The following is an 18,552-nucleotide window of genomic DNA, read 5'->3' as shown; positions in this document are numbered from 1 at the left end:
AGCAGAGTCCGTAGATATCTATAATCAAATGAGGCCTCATACGGCTTTAAAATACAAAACGCCCGATGAAGTACATCGAGCGTTTTAGTTAAAAAGTGTCAACCCATATCAGGACGGGTCAGATTGATGAAACGACGCACTAACTTAGTACTGGTCCCTGATTGAGTGTGGAATCACTTTTTTGTGAGGATCTTGAAGCGATAGGCTCGGAAGCCACTGTTTTGCTTTCAACAAGCGGTTCAACAGGACCATCAAGTTTCTCTTGCTCTGGGTGAACATGCTCAGGCAGCATTGCCCATGGCTTAGGTTCGCGTCGAATACTATGAAACAGCGTTAAGCTCATCACCGCGATAAAAATGGCGATAGGGAAACCGGCAATAATGGAGGCCGTTTGCATTGCTTTTAACCCTCCTGCGTATAGAAGTACTCCCGCAATGGCTGCGATCATGATCCCCCACAATACGCGTATAGAGGTAGGAGGCTCACTGTGCCCAGCGGCATCGAGGGTACATAGAACCAAGGTACCCGAGTCTGCGGAGGTAATGAAATAAGTACCGAGCAATAGACACGCAAGTACGCTAAGTAGTTTACCAAACATACCTGTATCTAGATTGTCGAATAGCGTAAACAAAGCGCGTGTCGTATCGGCTTTAGTCGCTTCAAGAATCGGGCCGCCAGAAAAATCCGCAGGTGGTGTTTGTTTGGCTTCTTGTGCCGCAGTGACTTGCTCTTGATGAGCAACACGAGCGTCTTGCTCTACCTTCAACGCTGCACCACCAAATACTGAAATCCATAAGAACGTGATCAGCGTGGGTACGATGAGAGCACCGCCGATAAGTTCACGTATTGTGCGTCCTTTAGAGATACGAGCCACAAACATGCCAACGAAAGGTGCCCAAGTCATCCACCAAGGCCAGTAATAAGCCGTCCACCAGTTTTGCCAGCCAGAGTCATTCTGTGCATCGCTCCATAAGCTCATACCGACAATGTTTTGTGCATAAAGCCCCGTACTTTCGAGTAGCGTATTTAAGATATAGCGAGTTGGACCAATGTAAAGTACGACTAGCACGAGTGCGAGTGAAAGCAGCATGTTCCATTCTGATAAACGGCGAATACCTTTTCCTACACCAGATAGCACCGACGCAACCGCACAAGTACAAAGGGAAACGATAATAAAGAGTTGAATCCCCAAACTAATGTCTAGACCAAAGGCTTGATTCAAACCAGAGTTTATTTGGATAACTCCCATCCCCAAGGTTTGAGAGATACCGAAAGCTGTCACCGCGACTGTTAGGATATCAACCGTGTGCCCGATAGGCCCATAAATACGATCACCAATCAAAGGGTACAAGATAGAGCGTAGGGTAAAAGGCAGATCTTTACGGTAGGAAAAGTAAGCTAATGCGAGTGCAACAATGATAAAGACAGACCAAGGATGTAGACCCCAGTGAAAGAATGTCAGTTTCATTGATGTTGTTGCGGCTTCATTGGTCAGGCCTTGAGTAAATGGGTTGTCAGCGTAATGCCACATCGGTTCGGCGACCGACCAGAAAATTAAGCCTATCCCCATACCTCCGGAAAAAAGCATGGATACCCAAGACAAATAACTAAACTCTGGTTTTTCGTCATCTTTACTTAAACGAATATGCCCATATCGACTAACCATAAGGTAAAGAAGAAAACCGACAACGAGTGAAACAAGTCCGATGTAAAACCACTTCATATTCTGTAGCAAAATGCCAGAAATCGTTTCGAAGTATTGGCCCGCTTGATTGGCGAGAATGGCGCAGAAAAGTACAAAACCGATAACGACGATCTTTGATGCGATTGTCACAGTCGGATTGAGTCCTTTCAATATCCCAGATGTTGCTCTCATAGGCATCCCTCACAGTGCGTTTGTTTTAACGTTATTGTTTGTTGCGTTATTGTTAATTTTTGAAAGAGAGTAGAGAGAGGGCTTTTGTGTTTCAACTGATTAATACTCATCGGTTAATGAGTATTAATCATGACAAGAAGATCATTGTTAATTAAAAGGTTATTTTTTTGTTCGAGATCAATGCATGAATGACAAAAACTCATCCAAGCCCGGCGAAAAAGTCGTTTGTTTGTTGCCGGGTTGTTAATCACAATTATCTCCACTAACACAACACGATGTTGTACGCACTGGATGCAACTCGACTCTCGGAGATAAGAATATGAGCAATGTCAACCAAACCATTATTCCTGTTGAACTTGTTGATAATGTACTGAACCCAATCAGTGAAGCAACAGGAATGCCGAATCAGGCCTACACCAGCGAAGAGTATTTTACTTTTGAGCGTGATCAGGTGTTTGGTAACACTTGGGTATGTATTGGTTTTGCATCAGACCTGCTTAAAAATGGTTATGTAATGCCACTTGATTTCATGAATCTTCCACTACTCATGATGAGAAATCGTCAAGGTGAAGTCCAAGTCTTCCACAACGTGTGTAGCCACCGAGGTATGAAGCTGGTTCATGAGGCAGGCGAAGTTCAAGGAATGATTCGCTGTCCTTACCATTCATGGACGTACGATCTTGACGGCAATCTAAAAGGCACACCACACATTGGTGGTATCGCAAAACACAAAGATGATCGATTTAAGTGTGAAAAGCACGGCCTTAAGCCACTTCGTTCAGCCATTTGGATGGACATGGTATTCGTCAACTTATCGGGCAATGCAGAAAGCTTTGAAGACCATATCGCGCCGCTAGAGCAACGTTGGCAGCAATTCTTAGGTGAAGAAGGATTAGGGCTTCTTCGCCGCGTGAACATGGGTGGCAACTTAGAGATAGAAGTGAAAAGTAACTGGAAGCTTGCCGTAGAAAACTACTGTGAAGCTTACCACTTACCTTGGGTGCATCCGAGTTTGAACAGTTATTCTCGCCTAGAGGATCACTACAACATCATGTTTGCAGAGCGTTTTTCTGGCCAAGGTAGTCTCGCATACAACCTCTCTGATACTGCAGGAACACACTTACCTAAATTTCCAAGCTGGCCAGAAGATAAACTGCGTCATGCAGAATATGTTGCACTCTTTCCAAACGTGTTGCTTGGTATTCAAGCCGATCATGCCTTTGCGATGATGATTGAACCAATCACTGCGAATAAGAGTGTTGAGCACCTACGTGTTTTCTATGTGGGTGATGAAGCAACGAAAGATGAGTTCGCTGCGTGCCGTACTGCTACCGTTGAGTCATGGCGAGTCGTATTCGGCGAAGATATTGGAGCGGTCGAGGGCATGCAGGAAGGTCGTTACTCACCTGGCTTTGGTGGTGGTGTGTTCTCACCAGAAATGGATGTTCCGACGCATTTCTTCCAAACCTGGTTGGCAAAGCAAGTGAAAGCGGCACTGGAGCAGTAATATGATGCATTACCTTAATTATATTGATGGTGAGTGGTGCGATTCAGAGCAAGCGCTGACCGTCATGAACCCTGGCACAGCCGAAGCGTATGCGACGATTGCAGAAGCCACTATCACCGATGCAGATCGCGCAATGGCAGCGGCACGCCGAGTGGTCAATCAAGGCCTTCTTTCGGACGTTCGTCCAGCCGTCAGAACCGAGTGGATGTTAAAAGCCGCCGCAGCTATTCGTGAAATGGTTGATGAGGGTGGGTTAGTTGCCTGTCGTGAAAATGGGAAATCTTTGCAAGATGCCAAAGATGAGTTTTTAGAGTCGGCACGTTACTTTGAATACTACGCAGGCATGGCCGACAAGCTGGAAGGCACGTCAATTCCGTTGGGTAAAGACTATGTCGACTTCACTCAATATGTGCCGTTTGGCGTGTCGGTGCAGATTGTGCCGTGGAATTTCCCAGTTTCTATTTGTGCACGCTCATTAGCACCTGCATTAGCTGCTGGTAACGCAGTGGTGATCAAATCGCCAGAGATTTCCCCACTCGCTATGACGTTGTTGATTAAAGCGATTGAAAAAGCGGGTTTCCCAAAAGGCGCGATTAACTTGCTATGTGGCAAAGGCTCCGTAGTTGGCAGCCACTTGGTGCAGCATCAAGACGTTGATCAAATTGTCTTTACAGGTTCTGTGCCGACCGGCCAACGCATACTGAAAGATTCAGCGCAACGCGCCACACCATCTGTGATGGAGCTGGGTGGTAAATCGGCCGCTATCGCACTGAAAGATGTGAGTCTCGAAACGCTTTTACAAAGCGTTCAAGTCGGTATTTTCTTTAACGCTGGTCAAGTTTGTTCGGCAATGTCTCGTTTGCTAATTCAAAAAGAGCGTTATGAAGAAGTAAAAGCGGCGGTAGTGAAAATGGCGCAAGACCTAACCATTGGTCAAGGTGAAAGCCAGCCGGATATAACACCGTTGGTATCGGCTGATCAACAAGCGCGCGTGCTTGAAATGATAGAACAAGCAAAAGCCGACGGCGCGAACATCCTAACGGGTGGATACGCCCCTGATTTGTCGGGTTACTTTGTGGCACCGACGGTGATTGAAGCCTCACCAGATATGCGTATTGCTCAAGAAGAAGTGTTTGGTCCTGTACTGGTAATTACACCGTTTGAAACCGAGCAAGAGGCCGTTGAAATCGCGAATGGCACCGATTTTGGCCTGGTCGCTGGTGTCTTTGGTGAAAGCCTAAACCAAACATTGCGTGTGGCACAGCAACTGCGTGGTGGACAAGTGTTCATCAATGAATGGTTTGCTGGTGGCATCGAAACACCATTTGGTGGCGTGGGCTTGTCCGGGTTTGGGCGAGAAAAAGGACAAGAAGCGATTTATAGCTACGTCCAGACACGCAATATTGCCATTCGTTTGCAGCAAGACAGCAACGTATAGCTACCGTGTAACTGTATTTTCATCACCTCGTACCGGCTTGGATTTCAGACCACAAGCTAGGGCGAGGTTGATGGAATCACAACAAATCTGACAGCGGTTTGTAAACACGGAAATTCTGAACAAGGTAGTTGGAGTATAAGTGATGAGAAAGTGGCTCTGTATTATTTGCGGCTTAATCTATGATGAAGCACAAGGTTGGCCATCCGATGGCATTGCACCAGGAACAGCATGGGAAGATGTACCGGATGACTGGTTATGTCCTGACTGTTTAGTGGGTAAGGCCGATTTTGAAATGATCGAAATTACCGACGATGCGCCAGTAGAAGAGGTCGCGGCAGTGTCTTCGGTATCGGTAGGATCGTCTGTTCAGCCAAATACTGCTCAGCCTCTTCCATCTGAAGTTACTCAACCTGTATTCTCAAATGACCCTATCGTTATCATCGGTAGTGGCCACAGTGGTTACCAGTTGGCGGCGGCACTTAGAGCGCAATCTGAGACGGTTCCGATCACTGTCTTTACCGCTGATGATGGCGCTTTGTACAGCAAACCAGCATTGTCTAATGCACTGGTCATGAATAAAGACGGCGACGCGCTACAAAGTGAGAGCGCGTTGGAGTGGGAAAGCCGTCTCAATATCCGAGTTTACCCGCATACCCGTGTTGAACAGATCGATCGTGCCAATTCAACGTTACATACCTCCATCGGTAAATACGCCTACAGCCGCTTGGTACTGGCAACAGGTGCATCACCGATTGAAATCCCAATTGAGGGCGATCGCTCTTGGGTTATGAGTGTGAACGACTTAGTTGATTACCGCCGTTTCAGAGCGGAGCTGCAAGACAAAAAGCGCATCGCGATCCTAGGTGATGGCTTAATTGGCTGTGAGTTCGCAAATGATCTGATCGAAAGCGGCTATGAAGTAACAGTTATCGGGTTGGGTCAATGGCCAATGGAGCGTTTGATCCCGCAACAGTTGGGTGAATCATTACAAAGCGCACTTGCCGATCGAGGCGTGCAATGGGCTCTACAAGACAGTATCGCCAGAATCGAACCAAGGTCGGAATCTAGTGCGGTTTTACATCTAAACAGTGGCAAGCAGATTGAAGCAGATCTAGTGCTGAGCGCGGTTGGACTCAAGCCAAATGTTTCTCTGGCTGAGCAAGCAGGGCTCGAAGTGGGCCGCGGCATTAAAGTGAATCAATTCGGCCAGACGAGTGATGAGAATATTTACTCGCTAGGTGACTGTGTTGAAACTGAGCAAGGTTGGCAGCCTTATATTGCACCGATTAATCAAATGATCCCCTCTGTAGCGAAAAGCTTGCTAGGCGATGTCGCCCCTATCTCGTTAACACCAACTCCAGTGATTGTAAAAACGCCGATTCTTCCACTCACGATTTTCCCGGTAGCCGCTGAAGAACAGGGACAATGGTACATCGAGACCCAAGCAGATGAATTGACCGCTGCGTTTTATTCACCAGAAGGAGCAATGCTCGGTTTTGCGTTGCTAGGAAGAAAAGTACAGTCATTACGCGGCCCTTGGCTAGATCAATTGTCATTGAAACTGTCAGCAGCGTAGCGGAGAAAAAAGATGATTCATTTACCCAATGATGACGTGACGTGTGGTTGGTACCATGCGTTGCCAAGTATTCCAGAAAAATCGGCGTTAAAAGGTAAACAAAGTGCTGACTATGCCGTGTTAGGTGCCGGTTTCGCAGGCCTAGCTATGGCAAGACGTTTAGCTGAACTTATGCCTAATGCACGAATTATACTGATTGATGCGCAACGTATCGGCCAAGGGGCTTCAGGAAGAAATTCGGGCTTTGTTATCGATTTGCCTCATAAGTTTTCACTTGAGCATCCCGACCCTGAGCACAAGCAAAAGTTATTATCACTCAACCGTTCTGCGATTGCTCAGCTAAACACTTTAGTGTCGAAGCACAGTATTTCTTGTCAGTGGTCAGCAAAGGGCAAATATCAAGGAGCCGTAGGGGCGCGCGGTGAAGCGTATCTCGATCACTTTGAGCACCTAATGAAAGACCTTGGCGAACCATACTTCCATGTTAATGGCAGTGAGCTGGCGAGAGTCTTGGGAACAAACTACTACAGCCGCGCAATTTACACGCCAGGTGGTTATTTAATGCAACCTGCTGCTTTGGTGCGTGGGCTAGGGGAAAGCCTTCCAGAGAACGTCGAGGTGTTAGAGAACTCGCCAATCCGCAAGCTCAGTAAAGAAAACGGTTGCTGGGTATTACATGGAGATAGTGGCTCTGTTGAAGCCCCTGAACTGCTGCTTGGGACCAGCATTTTTACTCGGGAGTTTGGTTATCTTAAAAACAGACTACTTCCAGTGATGACGTTTGCAAGCTGGACGCGTCCATTGACTGACGCAGAAATGCAGCGATACGGAGGAGAGCTGAATTGGGGCCTAACTCCAGCTGATCATGCGGGAACGACGTTACGTATGACCGCCGATCGACGTATTTTGATCCGCAATACTTACAAACACGTGCCGAAATATGGCTCAAGCATGAACGATAAAGTCAGAGAACAAATTCGCGACGATCATCGTCAGGTCTTTCTGGCGCGTTATCCCGAGCTGGCCGACGTACCATTTACTCACACCTGGGGTGGGGTGTATGCCATCTCTCGTAACTTTACTAACTTTTTCGGTCAATTAGATGAAGGTGTTTATGCCAGCGCTTGTGACAATGGTGTTGGTGCTGCGTGGGGAACCATTTCTGGAACACTGTTAGCTGACTATGTCGTTGGTGCGACATCTAAATCATTGGATGACATACAGCAAGTGACAGGAATGCCTTGTTTGAATCCGCCAGAGCCTTTTTTAGGTTTGGGAGTAAAAACGCGTATCCAATTAGCAAAATGGCAAAGCCGGAGTGAATTATGAAGCAAGTCAAACTCGTTGATGGTAAAAATTTAGATTTCAATGTTCGTGGTGATACGCCGGGAATGGCGTATGTTGCCAGGGCGTTAAGCCCAGAAATTTCACCAAACATTGGTGTAGGCTTTGCTAAATGGGAAGGCGCTAAAGTGGCTTGGACAGTGCTTTATGATGAAGTTATTTTCGTGATTGAAGGCTGTTTCGAGCTGACCGCAAATGGTGAAACACATTTTGTGCACCCAGGTCAGATGCTGTGGATACCGGAAGGGACTGAATTGGTTTATGGTGGGCATGCTCTGTTCGGCTATGTGGTTCATCCAGGAAACTGGAAAGAGTTACATGGTATTGAATGACTTTTATCATTTAGTAGTGTCTCGGAAAGGCAAAACAAAAATCCGATTTTTACCCATGAGTTTTCGTAAAAGAACTTAATCTCAATGGAGCAAGGGTTTCTTACTTGCTATGTTTCTTGGTCACGTTTCCAGACGTGTTAGACCTTTCTCAATTGCTATTTTATCTATCAAAAAGGGAAGCCTTGGCTTCCCTATAATGAGTTTTCTTTTGGCTTGGCTAAATCTTTTATTTTAGCTCAAATTTACCCTGCATGATTGCCCAGTGACCCGGGAATGAACAGAAGAATGAATAGTCACCGCCGGCTTTCATTTTCTCAGTACTGAACGTAATGCTGGTGCTTTCACCGCCACCAATTACTTTTGTGTGAGCGTAGACGCGATCATCATTTGGTTTTACGTAGTTATTTTCTGCTCCAGCTGCCATGCCATCAGTACCGACTGCTTGTAGGTTGGCTGTGTCAGAGATGACCACGTTGTGACCCATCGATTGCGCTGGCATCTTACCTGTGTGATTCAGCGTCAGTTTTACCTCTTTACAAGTGGCTGGTACGCTCAATGTTTTAGTAGAAAACTGCATCATATCGTTAGCATCTAATGACACTTCACACTCGGCACTGGCTTGGGCACCAAAGCTCATTCCTACTAATGCGAAGGTTGTTGCTAATAAACGTAAAGACATATAACACTCTCCATTTTGTATTTTAGGCTGACTTGGATTGATCTTATCCAATAGTTCTCATTATCAGCCAATTTTCACTCCAAAAACGTGCTTCAATCGGTATATTGACGTTTTGTTGCAAGCTTGTACTGGTCAGTTCCGCTATTTGATCACTCAAATGCCTTATTTCATGCGATTGCGTGAGTTAAATCAAAAGTCGTGATTAGCCAGAGTTAAGGTGAAAATAATCTCGCTAAACGGGTGGAAGAATTGTTTGGTTTTACGGTATTGGAGAGGTTTCGAGAAAGAAGCTCAGCTAAATTGCTGAGCTTCTAGAGAACAGACGACAAGTAAACCTAGCGAGTTTGTTTTAACGCATGCAACACATCATGCAGTGAAGGTGCGACAGTATGGCCTAATTGCTTTATTTCGTCACAAGGCTCAACCAAATCAGGGATTTGATAAGTGATCATGTTCGCTGCTACCGCAGCACGCACGCCATTATTTGAATCTTCAAAGGCGAGACATTTGATTGGGTCTACGCTTAGACGACTTGCTGCAAGCAGGTAGATCTCTGGATCAGGTTTGCCGTGTGACACTTCACAGCCCGTCGTTAAGTTGTCGAAATACTTGCTTAGGCCCGCTAATTCCAACTTCTTCTGTGCCACTTCTTTTGCTGTAGAAGTGGCGACTGCAATTGGCAACCCTTGGCTTTTCAACCACTCAAGCAGCTCAATCACCCCTTCTTTTACTGGTATCGCTTGGTGCTTAACCACAGCGTCGTAACGGTCGCGCCACTCTTGGTGTAAGCGGTCAAGATCATCCCCATAAGCTTTACGAAAAATCACTTCAATGCCCGCTGCATTGCGACCAATGATTGAAAGGTAAACATCTTTATAGAAGGGGAGGTTCTGGGCTTCACATGCTTTTTGGAAAATATGCATACAGACGCGCTCAGTATCAAGGAGCAAACCATCCATATCAAAAATAGCAGCTTGGTAGTTCATTACATTAAGACTTTTTGGTTGGGATGGCGCATTTTGACACAAGCAGATCGGTTTTTCTTCTAAAAATTAGAACTTGATTTTGATCCTATGAGTTCACATTGCCTCTGAACACACTATACACAGAGTCTATAAATTAGGTGTGAAATATAATATTTTTAAAATTACAAAAATTTCAGTTAAATAGATAAAACTCTATCTTAATATAAGCTAGAGTTTTATTAATATTCTATTGTCATTTTAACTATTGGATAATTTATTAATAGTTAAAATTAATAATAAAATAATACCAAGTCACGATTGTTTACGACTGCATGAGTGTACCAGCTCTTGACTTCAGATATTTGTTGCTCTGATAAGCCTCCGAAGTCAACGTTATCTTGGTGAATATCTTGATTTTTTATCATAAAAACAACAGGGAAATCGTCAGGCAATGGGAATTTTATGGGATAATCGGTGTTAGTGAATGGGATATCGCAGAAATCGTTGACATCGCATGGATACCAAGAGTTATTGGACAAGTAATAACCAGTTATCTTACATATAGCTTCAAGCAAGTAAGCATAGGCGTAACCCAAGTGACTGTATTTTATCTCTTCAGACAGCATCTGCATAAGAAGCTCTTCAGCTCGGATGCTTTCGCCACTACTTTCCAGCATTTCATTAATCACTTTAAAGGAGTCTTGACACCTTTCCATGATGGCTTTTTCTAGCTCTGGATTACGCTCATTCTTTAGTACGTTAAAAACCTTTTCAGTATCTAATGAATATACTGTCGCCCCATATCCCATATTTTATTCTCCTCACTTTTATACAGTTAAATTCATTTAAGTGTTTTTATCGAAGGGATTATATTTTGATGTTTTTTGAAGGTAAAGTGTATACATAGAGGTTGTATTTATTATGATGAACTTTGAAAGTTTAGATTCTTAAAATAAATACTATATATTTAATTTTATTAGATCTGACTCATAAAAATACCTTAACTATTATTGTGTTTATTGTTAAGGGTTATTAAATCTGTGAGGTGGTTCAAGACAATAAAATTTAGAAGAAAATACCGTCAAACTTAGGTGGCTATTCTATCTGAGCACTCAGCCCACTACTTATAGTGGGCTGAGTGCGCGGTTGGGCATCAGGCACATTGTTTGGCGATGAATATGCCATATTAGGTGATATTCGTTAGTGTCTATTTTATCCCTAAGCGCTTCGCTAATCGGTGTAAGTTGCCGTTGTCCAGTTCCAACTGACGTGCCGTTGCTGCCCAGTTGCCTTGGTTTTCTTCCAGTGCTCGAACAATCATCGCTTTTTGGAAGGCATCTGTGGCAGGCTTTAATCCACCTTCTGGTAGCTCACGCCGAGAGTTTTGCTCCGTTTCTTCAACATTCTTGATGTTCTGATTCGGCGTTCGAATATCAAAATCTTGCTCAACCAACTCAATGTCTATGGCGTGAGTACGTGCTTTTGCCAAAACACCAGCACGTTTAATGACATGTTCAAGCTCTCGCACGTTGCCTGGCCATGAATAGTCTTTGAGTGCCTGCACCAAAGTGGGGGACAAACGAATGCTGTTCAATCCCAATTTGCTTCTTAAGCGTTCGGCGAAAAAGCCCGCTAACAACACAACATCGTCTTCACGTTCACGAAGAGGTGGAACATGAAGCGGGAAGACGCTTAGGCGGTGATATAAGTCGGCTCGGAAGCGACCAGCAGTCACTTCTTCATGCAATATACGGTTAGTTGCGGCGACAATGCGTGTGTTGACTCGAATATGGCGGTCATCACCCACACGTTGAATGTCTCCATATTGTAGAGCTCGAAGTAACTTGGCTTGCAGCTCTAACGACAGTTCGCCGACTTCATCCAAAAACAGTGTGCCGCCATCGGCTTGTTCGAACTTACCTTTACGATTGCTGATCGCGCCCGTAAATGCGCCTTTGATATGTCCGAACAACTCGCTTTCCGCGACTGATTCGGGCAGCGCTGCACAGTTGAGGTAAACCAAAGTATTGTTCGAGCGGCTAGAGCGATGGTGAATAGCGCTGGCAACCAACTCTTTACCTACGCCCGTTTCTCCCATCACTAGCACAGACAATTCAGTATCGGCGACTGCATCAATCTGCTCTTGAAGATTCTTCATCCCCTTAGAGTTGCCAATGATTTCATTACTTAAGGTGCGTTTCTCGGCGTAAGAGTCGCGTGGCAGGCTCGCTTGTGTCTCGAGCTGTTCTAGTAGGAGTGCAGTGTGCAAGCCACCTGCTGCCAATGCGCTGACAAAACGTAACTCTTGGTTGCGTAGCCCATCAAATTGGTTGGGGTCGAAGGCGTCAATCGTAATGGCACCAATCAGTTGATCGTCGATCAGCAGAGGTAAACCAATGCAGGAATGGACATGCAGTTTGTCATCGTGGTTTGGAATCAAGCCGTCGTATGGATCAGGTAAGTCGCAGTCGGAGGGAAAGCGCACGATGTCGCCTGCTCGGGCAATGGCTTCTAATCTTGGGTGCTGCTCAATGGAGAAACGGCGTCCAAGGACCTCTTTCGCCAATCCATTGATCGCTAAAGGTTTAAAGTGCTGGTCTTCATACAAAAGAAGGGCAGAAGAGTCACACTTCAATACCTCTCGAATCGTGGTTAATAACGTGTCGAAGCGAGCTTGTTGAGTGAGCGCCGAGTTAAGGTCTTGCGTGATGTGTAGCCATTGCGCGATTAAAGAAGTCATAGCCAATACCGATTGTGTCAATATGACTATTGTAGTGTCTAAATGACTATTTTCAACTGTGTCTAAATGACAGCTATTAAAGTTGGGTTTTAATTAAGATATTGAAATATATAGCAATTAAAAGTTGGCACGCCCAGTGCAATACAAGAAGAAATTATTTTTGTTTATCCCGTCATTCAAGGTAGTAATTATGACAATTCACGTAAAAAACAACATTCACTGGGTAGGTCAACGCGATTGGGAAGTTCAAGACTTCCACGGTACAGAATACAAAATGACAAAAGGTACCAGCTACAACAGTTATCTAATTCGTGAAGAGAAAACCGTATTGATTGATACGGTCGATCATCGATTCAGTCAACAATTCATCCAAAATTTAGAGATGGAAATCGACCTTAAGTCTATCGACTTTATCGTGGTAAACCATGCAGAAGAAGATCACTCGGGCGCATTGTCTGCATTGATGGAGAAAATTCCGAACACACCAATTTACTGTACAGAAGCGGCGATTGATTCGATTGTGGGTCATCACCACCATCCTGAGTGGAACTTCAAAACCGTAAAAACGGGCGACAGCATCGATATCGGTAATGGCAAGCAACTAGTGTTCGTGGAAGCGCCGATGCTGCATTGGCCAGACAGCATGATGACCTACCTAACGGGCGATGCAGTGTTATTCAGTAATGACGCATTTGGTCAGCACTACTGTGATGAACGTCTGTTCAATGATGAAGTGGATCAAAATGAGTTGATGGAACAGTGTTTGCGTTACTACTCAAACATCCTAACGCCATTCAGCAGCTTGGTAACCGCTAAAATCAAAGAAGTGCTGAGCTTTAATTTGCCTGTCGACATGATCGCAACGTCACACGGTATTGTATGGCGCGATAATCCAGTTCAAATCATCGAGCAATACTTGGCGTGGGCAGACAATTATCAAGAAGATCGCATTACGATTTTCTACGATTCTATGTCAAACAACACCCGAATGATGGCCGATGCAATCGCGCAAGGCATTCACGATGTCGATCCTGGTGTAGCGGTCAAAGTCTTTAATGTTTCTAAGCATGATAAGAATGAAATTCTCGCCAACGTATTCCGCTCAAAAGGCATCTTGGTTGGTTCGTCTACCATGAACAACGTCATGATGCCGAAGATCGCAGGTATGCTAGAAGAAATTACCGGTCTGCGCTTTAAAGCGAAGAAAGCCGCTGCATTCGGTAGCTACGGGTGGAATGGTGGCGCGGTGGATCGTATCCATGCTCGATTGACTGACGCAGGTTTTGAAACCGCAGTGGGTTTGAAAACCAAATGGCGACCAGATGGTAATGCGATGCGTGAATGTCGCGAACATGGTCAGAACATCGCGAAGTTGTGGGCGAAGCATGACCTGACAAGTCCTGTTATTTCGCCGGCGATTGCTACGTCTGCACCACAAGTTCAATCACAACCCGCAGCACAAGTAGCAACACAAGCGGTAGTCGATGCTGCTCCTAGCAACCCTAGTGCCGAGGCGCATCCTGCAGATTGCCAATGCATGGTTTGCACCGTTTGTAATTGGGTATACGACCCAGCTAAAGGCGAGCCTAATCAAGGCGTTGAACCGGGTACTGCATGGTCTGAAGTGCCAGATTACTTCTTGTGCCCAGAATGTCACTTGGGTAAAGACGTTTTCGTTGAATACAACGGTTAGGAGGGAATATGCAAGCACCTATTGTGATTATTGGTAGCGGCTTTGCGGCTTACCAATTGGTGAAAACAGTGCGTCGAATGGACGCACATATTCCGCTGCAAGTGTTTACTGCTGATGATGGCGCGGAATACAACAAGCCCGATTTGAGTCATGTATTCAGTAACAAGCAAACTGCCCGAGACTTGGTAGTTAAAAGTGGTGAGGCGTTTGCACAGGAACACAACATCGAACTGTTCGCCCATACCAAGGTTGAGCATGTCGACGTGCAAGCTCAGCAAGTGGTCGCCAACGGCCAAACCTATCCTTATTCCAAACTGGTGTTTGCGACAGGCGCGAAAGCCTTTGTGCCGCCAATATCTGGTGGTGCAGCACCTGAGGTGATAACGCTGAACTCGCTACAAGAATATCAATTAGCGGAAGAGCAAATTAGCCGCGCGGAACGAATTCTAGTAATGGGTGGTGGTTTGATCGGCGTCGAGATCGCCATGGATCTCGCAACCAGTGGTAAAGCGGTTACGGTGGTTGAGCCAAATTCCCGTTTGCTCGCTAACTTGATTCCTGAATTCGTCGCATTGCCGCTCGAAAACCAACTTAAGCAGCAAGGTATTCAACTTGCCTTGGAGACTGGTGTAGTTGCGATCAATCGTTCAGATGATTCGCTGGTGGCAAGCTTGAGCAAAGGTAAAGCAATCGAAGCCGATGTAGTGATTTCAGCGGCGGGTTTACGTGCTAACACTTGGTTAGCGAAGGCTTGTGGGTTGAGTGTCAATAAAGGCATCGAGGTAGATGCCCGATTACAGACATCAGCAGCCAATGTATTTGCATTAGGCGATTGTGCTGAGATCCAAGGTCGAATGATGCCGTACCTCCAACCGATCGTGCTAAGTGCCAATGCTTTGGGCAAACAACTACTGGGGCAAGAAGCAGAGTTGAAACTACCGCCCATGATGGTAAAGGTCAAAACGCCGAGCTACCCAATTCAATTGGCAGGCGATTTTAGTTCGGTGACGAACTGGAGCGTGCAGATTTCTCAAACTGGCATTGCCGCGAAAGCAGAAGATGAAAATAGCCGACTCATGGGCTTCGTCGTGACGGGAGAACAAGTTACGCAAGCATTTCCATTGCTTCGAGAGTTGTCTCAAGCCGGTCAGGCTTAACCGATTTAAACGAAAAGAATTGTAATTAGAGAGGGTATTATTATGTCGCATCTACGAATTCCTAAAGACTGGACTGTTCAACGTTCAACGCCTTTCTTCACTAAAGACAATGTGCCACCAGCGCTACTGACTCATCACAATACCGCTGAGGGTGTGTTTGGGCAGCTGTGCGTCATGGAAGGGCAAGTGACTTACTACGGCTTTGCTGATGAAAATGCCACAGAAGCAGAAGTAGTGGTGGTGATTAATGCAGGCCAGTTTGCTACAAGTCCACCGCAGTACTGGCACCGCATTGAGATGAGCGATGATGCTCAGTTCAACATCAATTTCTGGTCGAACAAGGACAAGAGTGGGCAAGCGATGTTCCACGCTAAGCAGTAGTGAACCTTTGTAAGTGCTTTGACTGTTACGCTAATCGTCAAGTAAAGGGGGGTAGAAGGCGCAATAAACGGACTGCAATGCAGGATCATCGAGACCGAGGAAAGAGAAATCACGAGTAATGATTTCAATTCTTTAGTAGCATGTTACGAAACATTTCAGTCAGGTGAACTAAGGGAAGCGTGCAATGGAAAAACAACGAGTAGCATTTATTGGTCTGGGTGTGATGGGATACCCAATGGCTGGTTACCTAAGTAAAGCGGGCTTTGAAACCAAAGTATACAACCGCACAAAAGCGAAAGCCGACAAATGGGCTGAAGAATACCAAGGCGTAGCTTGTGAAACACCACGTGAAGCGGCAGAAGGCTGTGACATCGTTTTTACCTGTGTGGGTAATGATGATGACGTTCGTAGCGTTGTTTACGGTGAAGAGGGCATTCTGGTCGGTTTGAAAGCGGACGCAGTGCTAGTCGATCACACGACCACTTCTGCAGACCTAGCGGTTGAGCTGGCTGAAGCGTGTGTTAAGTACGGTAATCACTTTATTGATGCGCCAGTTTCTGGTGGTCAAGCGGGCGCAGAAAATGGTGTTCTAACCATCATGTGTGGTGGTGAACAAAGCATTTTTGACCGTGTGTCTCCGGCGATGGATGTGTACGCGAAGCAGATGACGCTACTGGGTGAAAACGGTCAGGGTCAACGCTGTAAGATGGTAAACCAAATCTGTATTGGTGGCGTTTTACAAGGGCTGAGTGAAGCTTTGTTGCTGGCACAAAAATCAGGCTTGGACATCGCTCAAGTTGTAGAAACGCTTAAGCATGGCGCTGCAGGTTCTTGGCAGATGGAAAACCGCGCAAATACGATGGCTGAAGACAAGTTCGATTTTGGCTTCGCTATTGATTGGATGCGCAAAGACTTAGGTTTCTGTCTGCAAGAAGCTGAGCGAGTGGGTCTAGAACTTCCACTGACTAAGAAAGTGGATGAGCAATACGCAGACCTTCAACGTGATGGTTTAGGTCGCATGGATACATCAGTACTGATCAAAGCGGTAGCTAAAAATCAGTAGTTGATGAATCAGTAATAGATAAACAGTTCTTTGGTATCAAAGAGCTTAAAGAAATCTAAGTTAATCATAATGAACCTCCTTGAGCATTGGTTGTGGCTAGTGATTAAGGATTAGTGATTTGAAATCAGGAGGTGCTGTTGGGCACCTCCTTTTTTATGTCTTTTAATCACACAGCGTGACGATCACAGCGTTCGCTTACTTGTTTAAGCCTAGTGCAATCTCAAGACCTTTGCCGTACGCTTCGTCCGCTTGGTATGCGTGTTGAACGTGGCGCTGTTGGATGAACTCTGGTACACCGTCCATTGCGCGAGCTGTGTTGTCGAACAGAGTTTGACGTTGCTCTTCACTCATCAGACGGAATAGGTCACCCGCTTGGCTGAAGTAGTCTTCGTCTACACGGTGATCGTAGTGATCAGCGTTGCCGTTGATGCGTAGAGGTGGCTCAGAGTAATCTGGTTGCTCTGCCCATTCTTGTTTGTAGTTTGGCTCGTAACCTAGTGTTGAACCAAAGTTGCCATCAACGCGCATTGCGCCATCGCGGTGGTAGCTGTGAACAGGGCAACGAGGTGCGTTCACTGGGATTTGATGGTGGTTCACACCTAGACGGTAACGCTGAGCATCGCCGTAAGCGAACAGACGACCTTGTAGCATTTTATCTGGAGAGAAGCCGATACCAGGTACGACTGCTGCTGGGTTGAACGCTGATTGCTCAACTTCTGCGTAGAAGTTTTCTGGATTACGGTTCAGTTCGAACTCACCAACTGGGATCAGTGGGTAATCTTTTTGAGACCATACACGTGTTAGGTCGAATGGGTTGAAGTTGACTTCATCCGCTTCTAGCTCAGGCATGATCTGTACGTACATCTTCCATTTAGGGAAGTCTTGACGCTCAATCGCTTCGTAAAGGTCACGGTGATGGCTTTCGCGGTCTTTACCTACGATCGCTTCTGCTTCTTGGTCAGTTAGGTTTTTGATGCCTTGCTGAGTTTTGAAGTGGAATTTTACCCAGTAACGCTCGTTTTCTGCGTTGATGAAGCTGAATGTGTGGCTACCAAAACCATGCATATGACGGTAAGAAGCAGGGATACCACGGTCACTCATTACGATAGTCACTTGGTGGAATGCTTCAGGTAATGACGTCCAGAAATCCCAGTTGTTGGTAGAGCTACGCATGTTAGTGCGAGGGTCGCGTTTTACTGCGTGGTTTAGGTCTGGGAATTTTAGTGGGTCACGTAGGAAGAATACTGGTGTGTTGTTACCAACCAAGTCCCAGTTACCTTCTTCAGTGTAGAATTTTAGTGCGAAACCACGGATGTCGCGTTCTGCGTCTGCTGCACCGCGCTCACCAGCTACAGTAGTGAAGCGAGCGAATAGTTCTGTTTTTTTGCCGATGTCAGAGAAGATCTTAGCGCGAGTGTATTTTGTGATGTCGTGCGTTACTGTGAACGTACCGTAAGCACCAGAACCTTTTGCGTGCATACGACGCTCAGGGATCACTTCGCGGTCAAAGTGTGCCAATTTTTCAAGGAACCAAACGTCTTGTAATAGTTGAGGGCCACGAGGACCTGCAGTCATAACGTTTTGGTTATGTGCGACAGGGCAACCTGCTGCTGTAGTCAATTTCTTGTTTGTCATTTTTCTTCCCCCTCCAGGGTTCAATACCTTAGAAACTGTAGAGGAGGTTATTACGGAAAAGCTGGGGGAGAAAACTGATATTGCTTATCAATTCAATAGATGGTGACTATGGTCGAAACTATATTAGAATCAGAAATTTACTACATTAGCTTGATTGACATAACAA

Annotated in this window: 15 protein-coding genes and 2 pseudogenes; 11 read left to right on the top strand and 6 right to left on the bottom strand. The window is 45.7% G+C overall.

The window, feature by feature from the left end; genetic code table 11:
- Positions 1-88: integrase core domain-containing protein (locus NL626_RS07915; RefSeq protein WP_138939050.1), on the top strand; the 88-nt coding region annotated here is incomplete at its 5' end.
- 51 nt (positions 89-139) lie between these two features.
- Here NL626_RS07915 and NL626_RS07910 read toward each other — a convergent pair.
- Complete coding sequence (locus NL626_RS07910) at positions 140-1,876, bottom strand: BCCT family transporter (protein WP_138939664.1); 1,737 nt, start codon at positions 1,874-1,876, stop codon at positions 140-142.
- Between the two features lie 319 nt (positions 1,877-2,195).
- Here NL626_RS07910 and NL626_RS07905 point away from each other — a divergent pair, with 319 nt between their 5' ends.
- The 6 genes and pseudogenes from NL626_RS07905 to NL626_RS07880 all read left to right on the top strand — a co-directional run bounded on the left by NL626_RS07905 (position 2,196) and on the right by NL626_RS07880 (position 8,073).
- Positions 2,196-3,383 (top strand): aromatic ring-hydroxylating dioxygenase subunit alpha, encoded by a 1,188-nt coding sequence (locus tag NL626_RS07905; protein WP_253657196.1) that lies wholly within the window; start codon positions 2,196-2,198, stop codon positions 3,381-3,383.
- Position 3,384: 1 nt separating this feature from the next.
- Entirely contained in the window at positions 3,385-4,821 is a 1,437-nt protein-coding gene (locus NL626_RS07900; protein ID WP_033906749.1) for an aldehyde dehydrogenase family protein, read from the top strand.
- A gap of 142 nt (positions 4,822-4,963) precedes the next feature.
- Positions 4,964-5,125 (top strand): annotated as a pseudogene (locus NL626_RS07895) (rubredoxin); the annotation flags it as partial.
- Positions 5,114-6,397 (top strand): NAD(P)/FAD-dependent oxidoreductase, encoded by a 1,284-nt coding sequence (locus NL626_RS07890; protein WP_253657200.1) that lies wholly within the window; start codon positions 5,114-5,116, stop codon positions 6,395-6,397. The pseudogene NL626_RS07895 and the gene NL626_RS07890, both read left to right, overlap by 12 nt.
- Positions 6,398-6,409: 12 nt before the next feature.
- On the top strand, positions 6,410-7,726 hold the full coding sequence (locus tag NL626_RS07885; protein WP_213893285.1) for an FAD-binding oxidoreductase: 1,317 nt from the start codon (positions 6,410-6,412) through the stop codon (positions 7,724-7,726).
- Positions 7,723-8,073 (top strand): ethanolamine utilization protein EutQ, encoded by a 351-nt coding sequence (locus NL626_RS07880; RefSeq protein ID WP_253657195.1) that lies wholly within the window; start codon positions 7,723-7,725, stop codon positions 8,071-8,073. Before NL626_RS07885 ends, NL626_RS07880 begins: the two co-directional genes overlap by 4 nt.
- Before the next feature lie 226 nt (positions 8,074-8,299).
- Here the strand turns inward: NL626_RS07880 and azu are convergent, their stop codons facing one another.
- The 4 genes from azu to norR all read right to left on the bottom strand — a co-directional run bounded on the left by azu (position 8,300) and on the right by norR (position 12,457).
- Entirely contained in the window at positions 8,300-8,752 is a 453-nt protein-coding gene (gene azu, locus NL626_RS07875) for an azurin (RefSeq protein WP_005375211.1), read from the bottom strand.
- Positions 8,753-9,087: 335 nt separating this feature from the next.
- On the bottom strand, positions 9,088-9,738 hold the full coding sequence (locus NL626_RS07870) for an HAD family phosphatase (RefSeq protein ID WP_213969300.1): 651 nt from the start codon (positions 9,736-9,738) through the stop codon (positions 9,088-9,090).
- Between the two features lie 269 nt (positions 9,739-10,007).
- Positions 10,008-10,526 carry a hypothetical protein gene (locus tag NL626_RS07865; protein ID WP_053307894.1) on the bottom strand — a complete coding sequence of 173 codons (519 nt, stop codon included), beginning with the start codon at positions 10,524-10,526 and terminating at the stop codon, positions 10,008-10,010.
- Positions 10,527-10,924: 398 nt separating this feature from the next.
- On the bottom strand, positions 10,925-12,457 hold the full coding sequence (gene norR / locus NL626_RS07860; protein ID WP_253657194.1) for a nitric oxide reductase transcriptional regulator NorR: 1,533 nt from the start codon (positions 12,455-12,457) through the stop codon (positions 10,925-10,927).
- A 190-nt stretch (positions 12,458-12,647) separates the two neighbouring features.
- On the opposite strand from norR, the pseudogene norV reads away from it, so the two are divergent.
- From norV to NL626_RS07840, 4 genes and pseudogenes are all read left to right on the top strand, one after another.
- Positions 12,648-14,187 (top strand): annotated as a pseudogene (gene norV / locus NL626_RS07855) (anaerobic nitric oxide reductase flavorubredoxin).
- On the top strand, positions 14,159-15,307 hold the full coding sequence (gene norW, locus NL626_RS07850) for an NADH:flavorubredoxin reductase NorW (RefSeq protein WP_253657193.1): 1,149 nt from the start codon (positions 14,159-14,161) through the stop codon (positions 15,305-15,307). Before norV ends, norW begins: the two are co-directional and overlap by 29 nt.
- A gap of 42 nt (positions 15,308-15,349) precedes the next feature.
- Entirely contained in the window at positions 15,350-15,688 is a 339-nt protein-coding gene (locus NL626_RS07845) for a DUF1971 domain-containing protein (RefSeq protein ID WP_005375231.1), read from the top strand.
- A gap of 184 nt (positions 15,689-15,872) precedes the next feature.
- Complete coding sequence (locus NL626_RS07840; protein WP_017821261.1) at positions 15,873-16,751, top strand: NAD(P)-dependent oxidoreductase; 879 nt, start codon at positions 15,873-15,875, stop codon at positions 16,749-16,751.
- 195 nt (positions 16,752-16,946) lie between these two features.
- Here NL626_RS07840 and NL626_RS07835 read toward each other — a convergent pair whose 3' ends face one another.
- On the bottom strand, positions 16,947-18,386 hold the full coding sequence (locus NL626_RS07835) for a catalase (RefSeq protein WP_017821260.1): 1,440 nt from the start codon (positions 18,384-18,386) through the stop codon (positions 16,947-16,949).
- Positions 18,387-18,552 lie beyond the last annotated feature (166 nt).

This window comes from Vibrio sp. Y58_MX_L22 (assembly GCF_024181865.1).
Lineage (GTDB): Bacteria > Pseudomonadota > Gammaproteobacteria > Enterobacterales > Vibrionaceae > Vibrio > Vibrio alginolyticus.
Note: the sequence above shows the minus strand (reverse complement) of the source record. Positions and strands in the feature narration are given on the sequence as shown.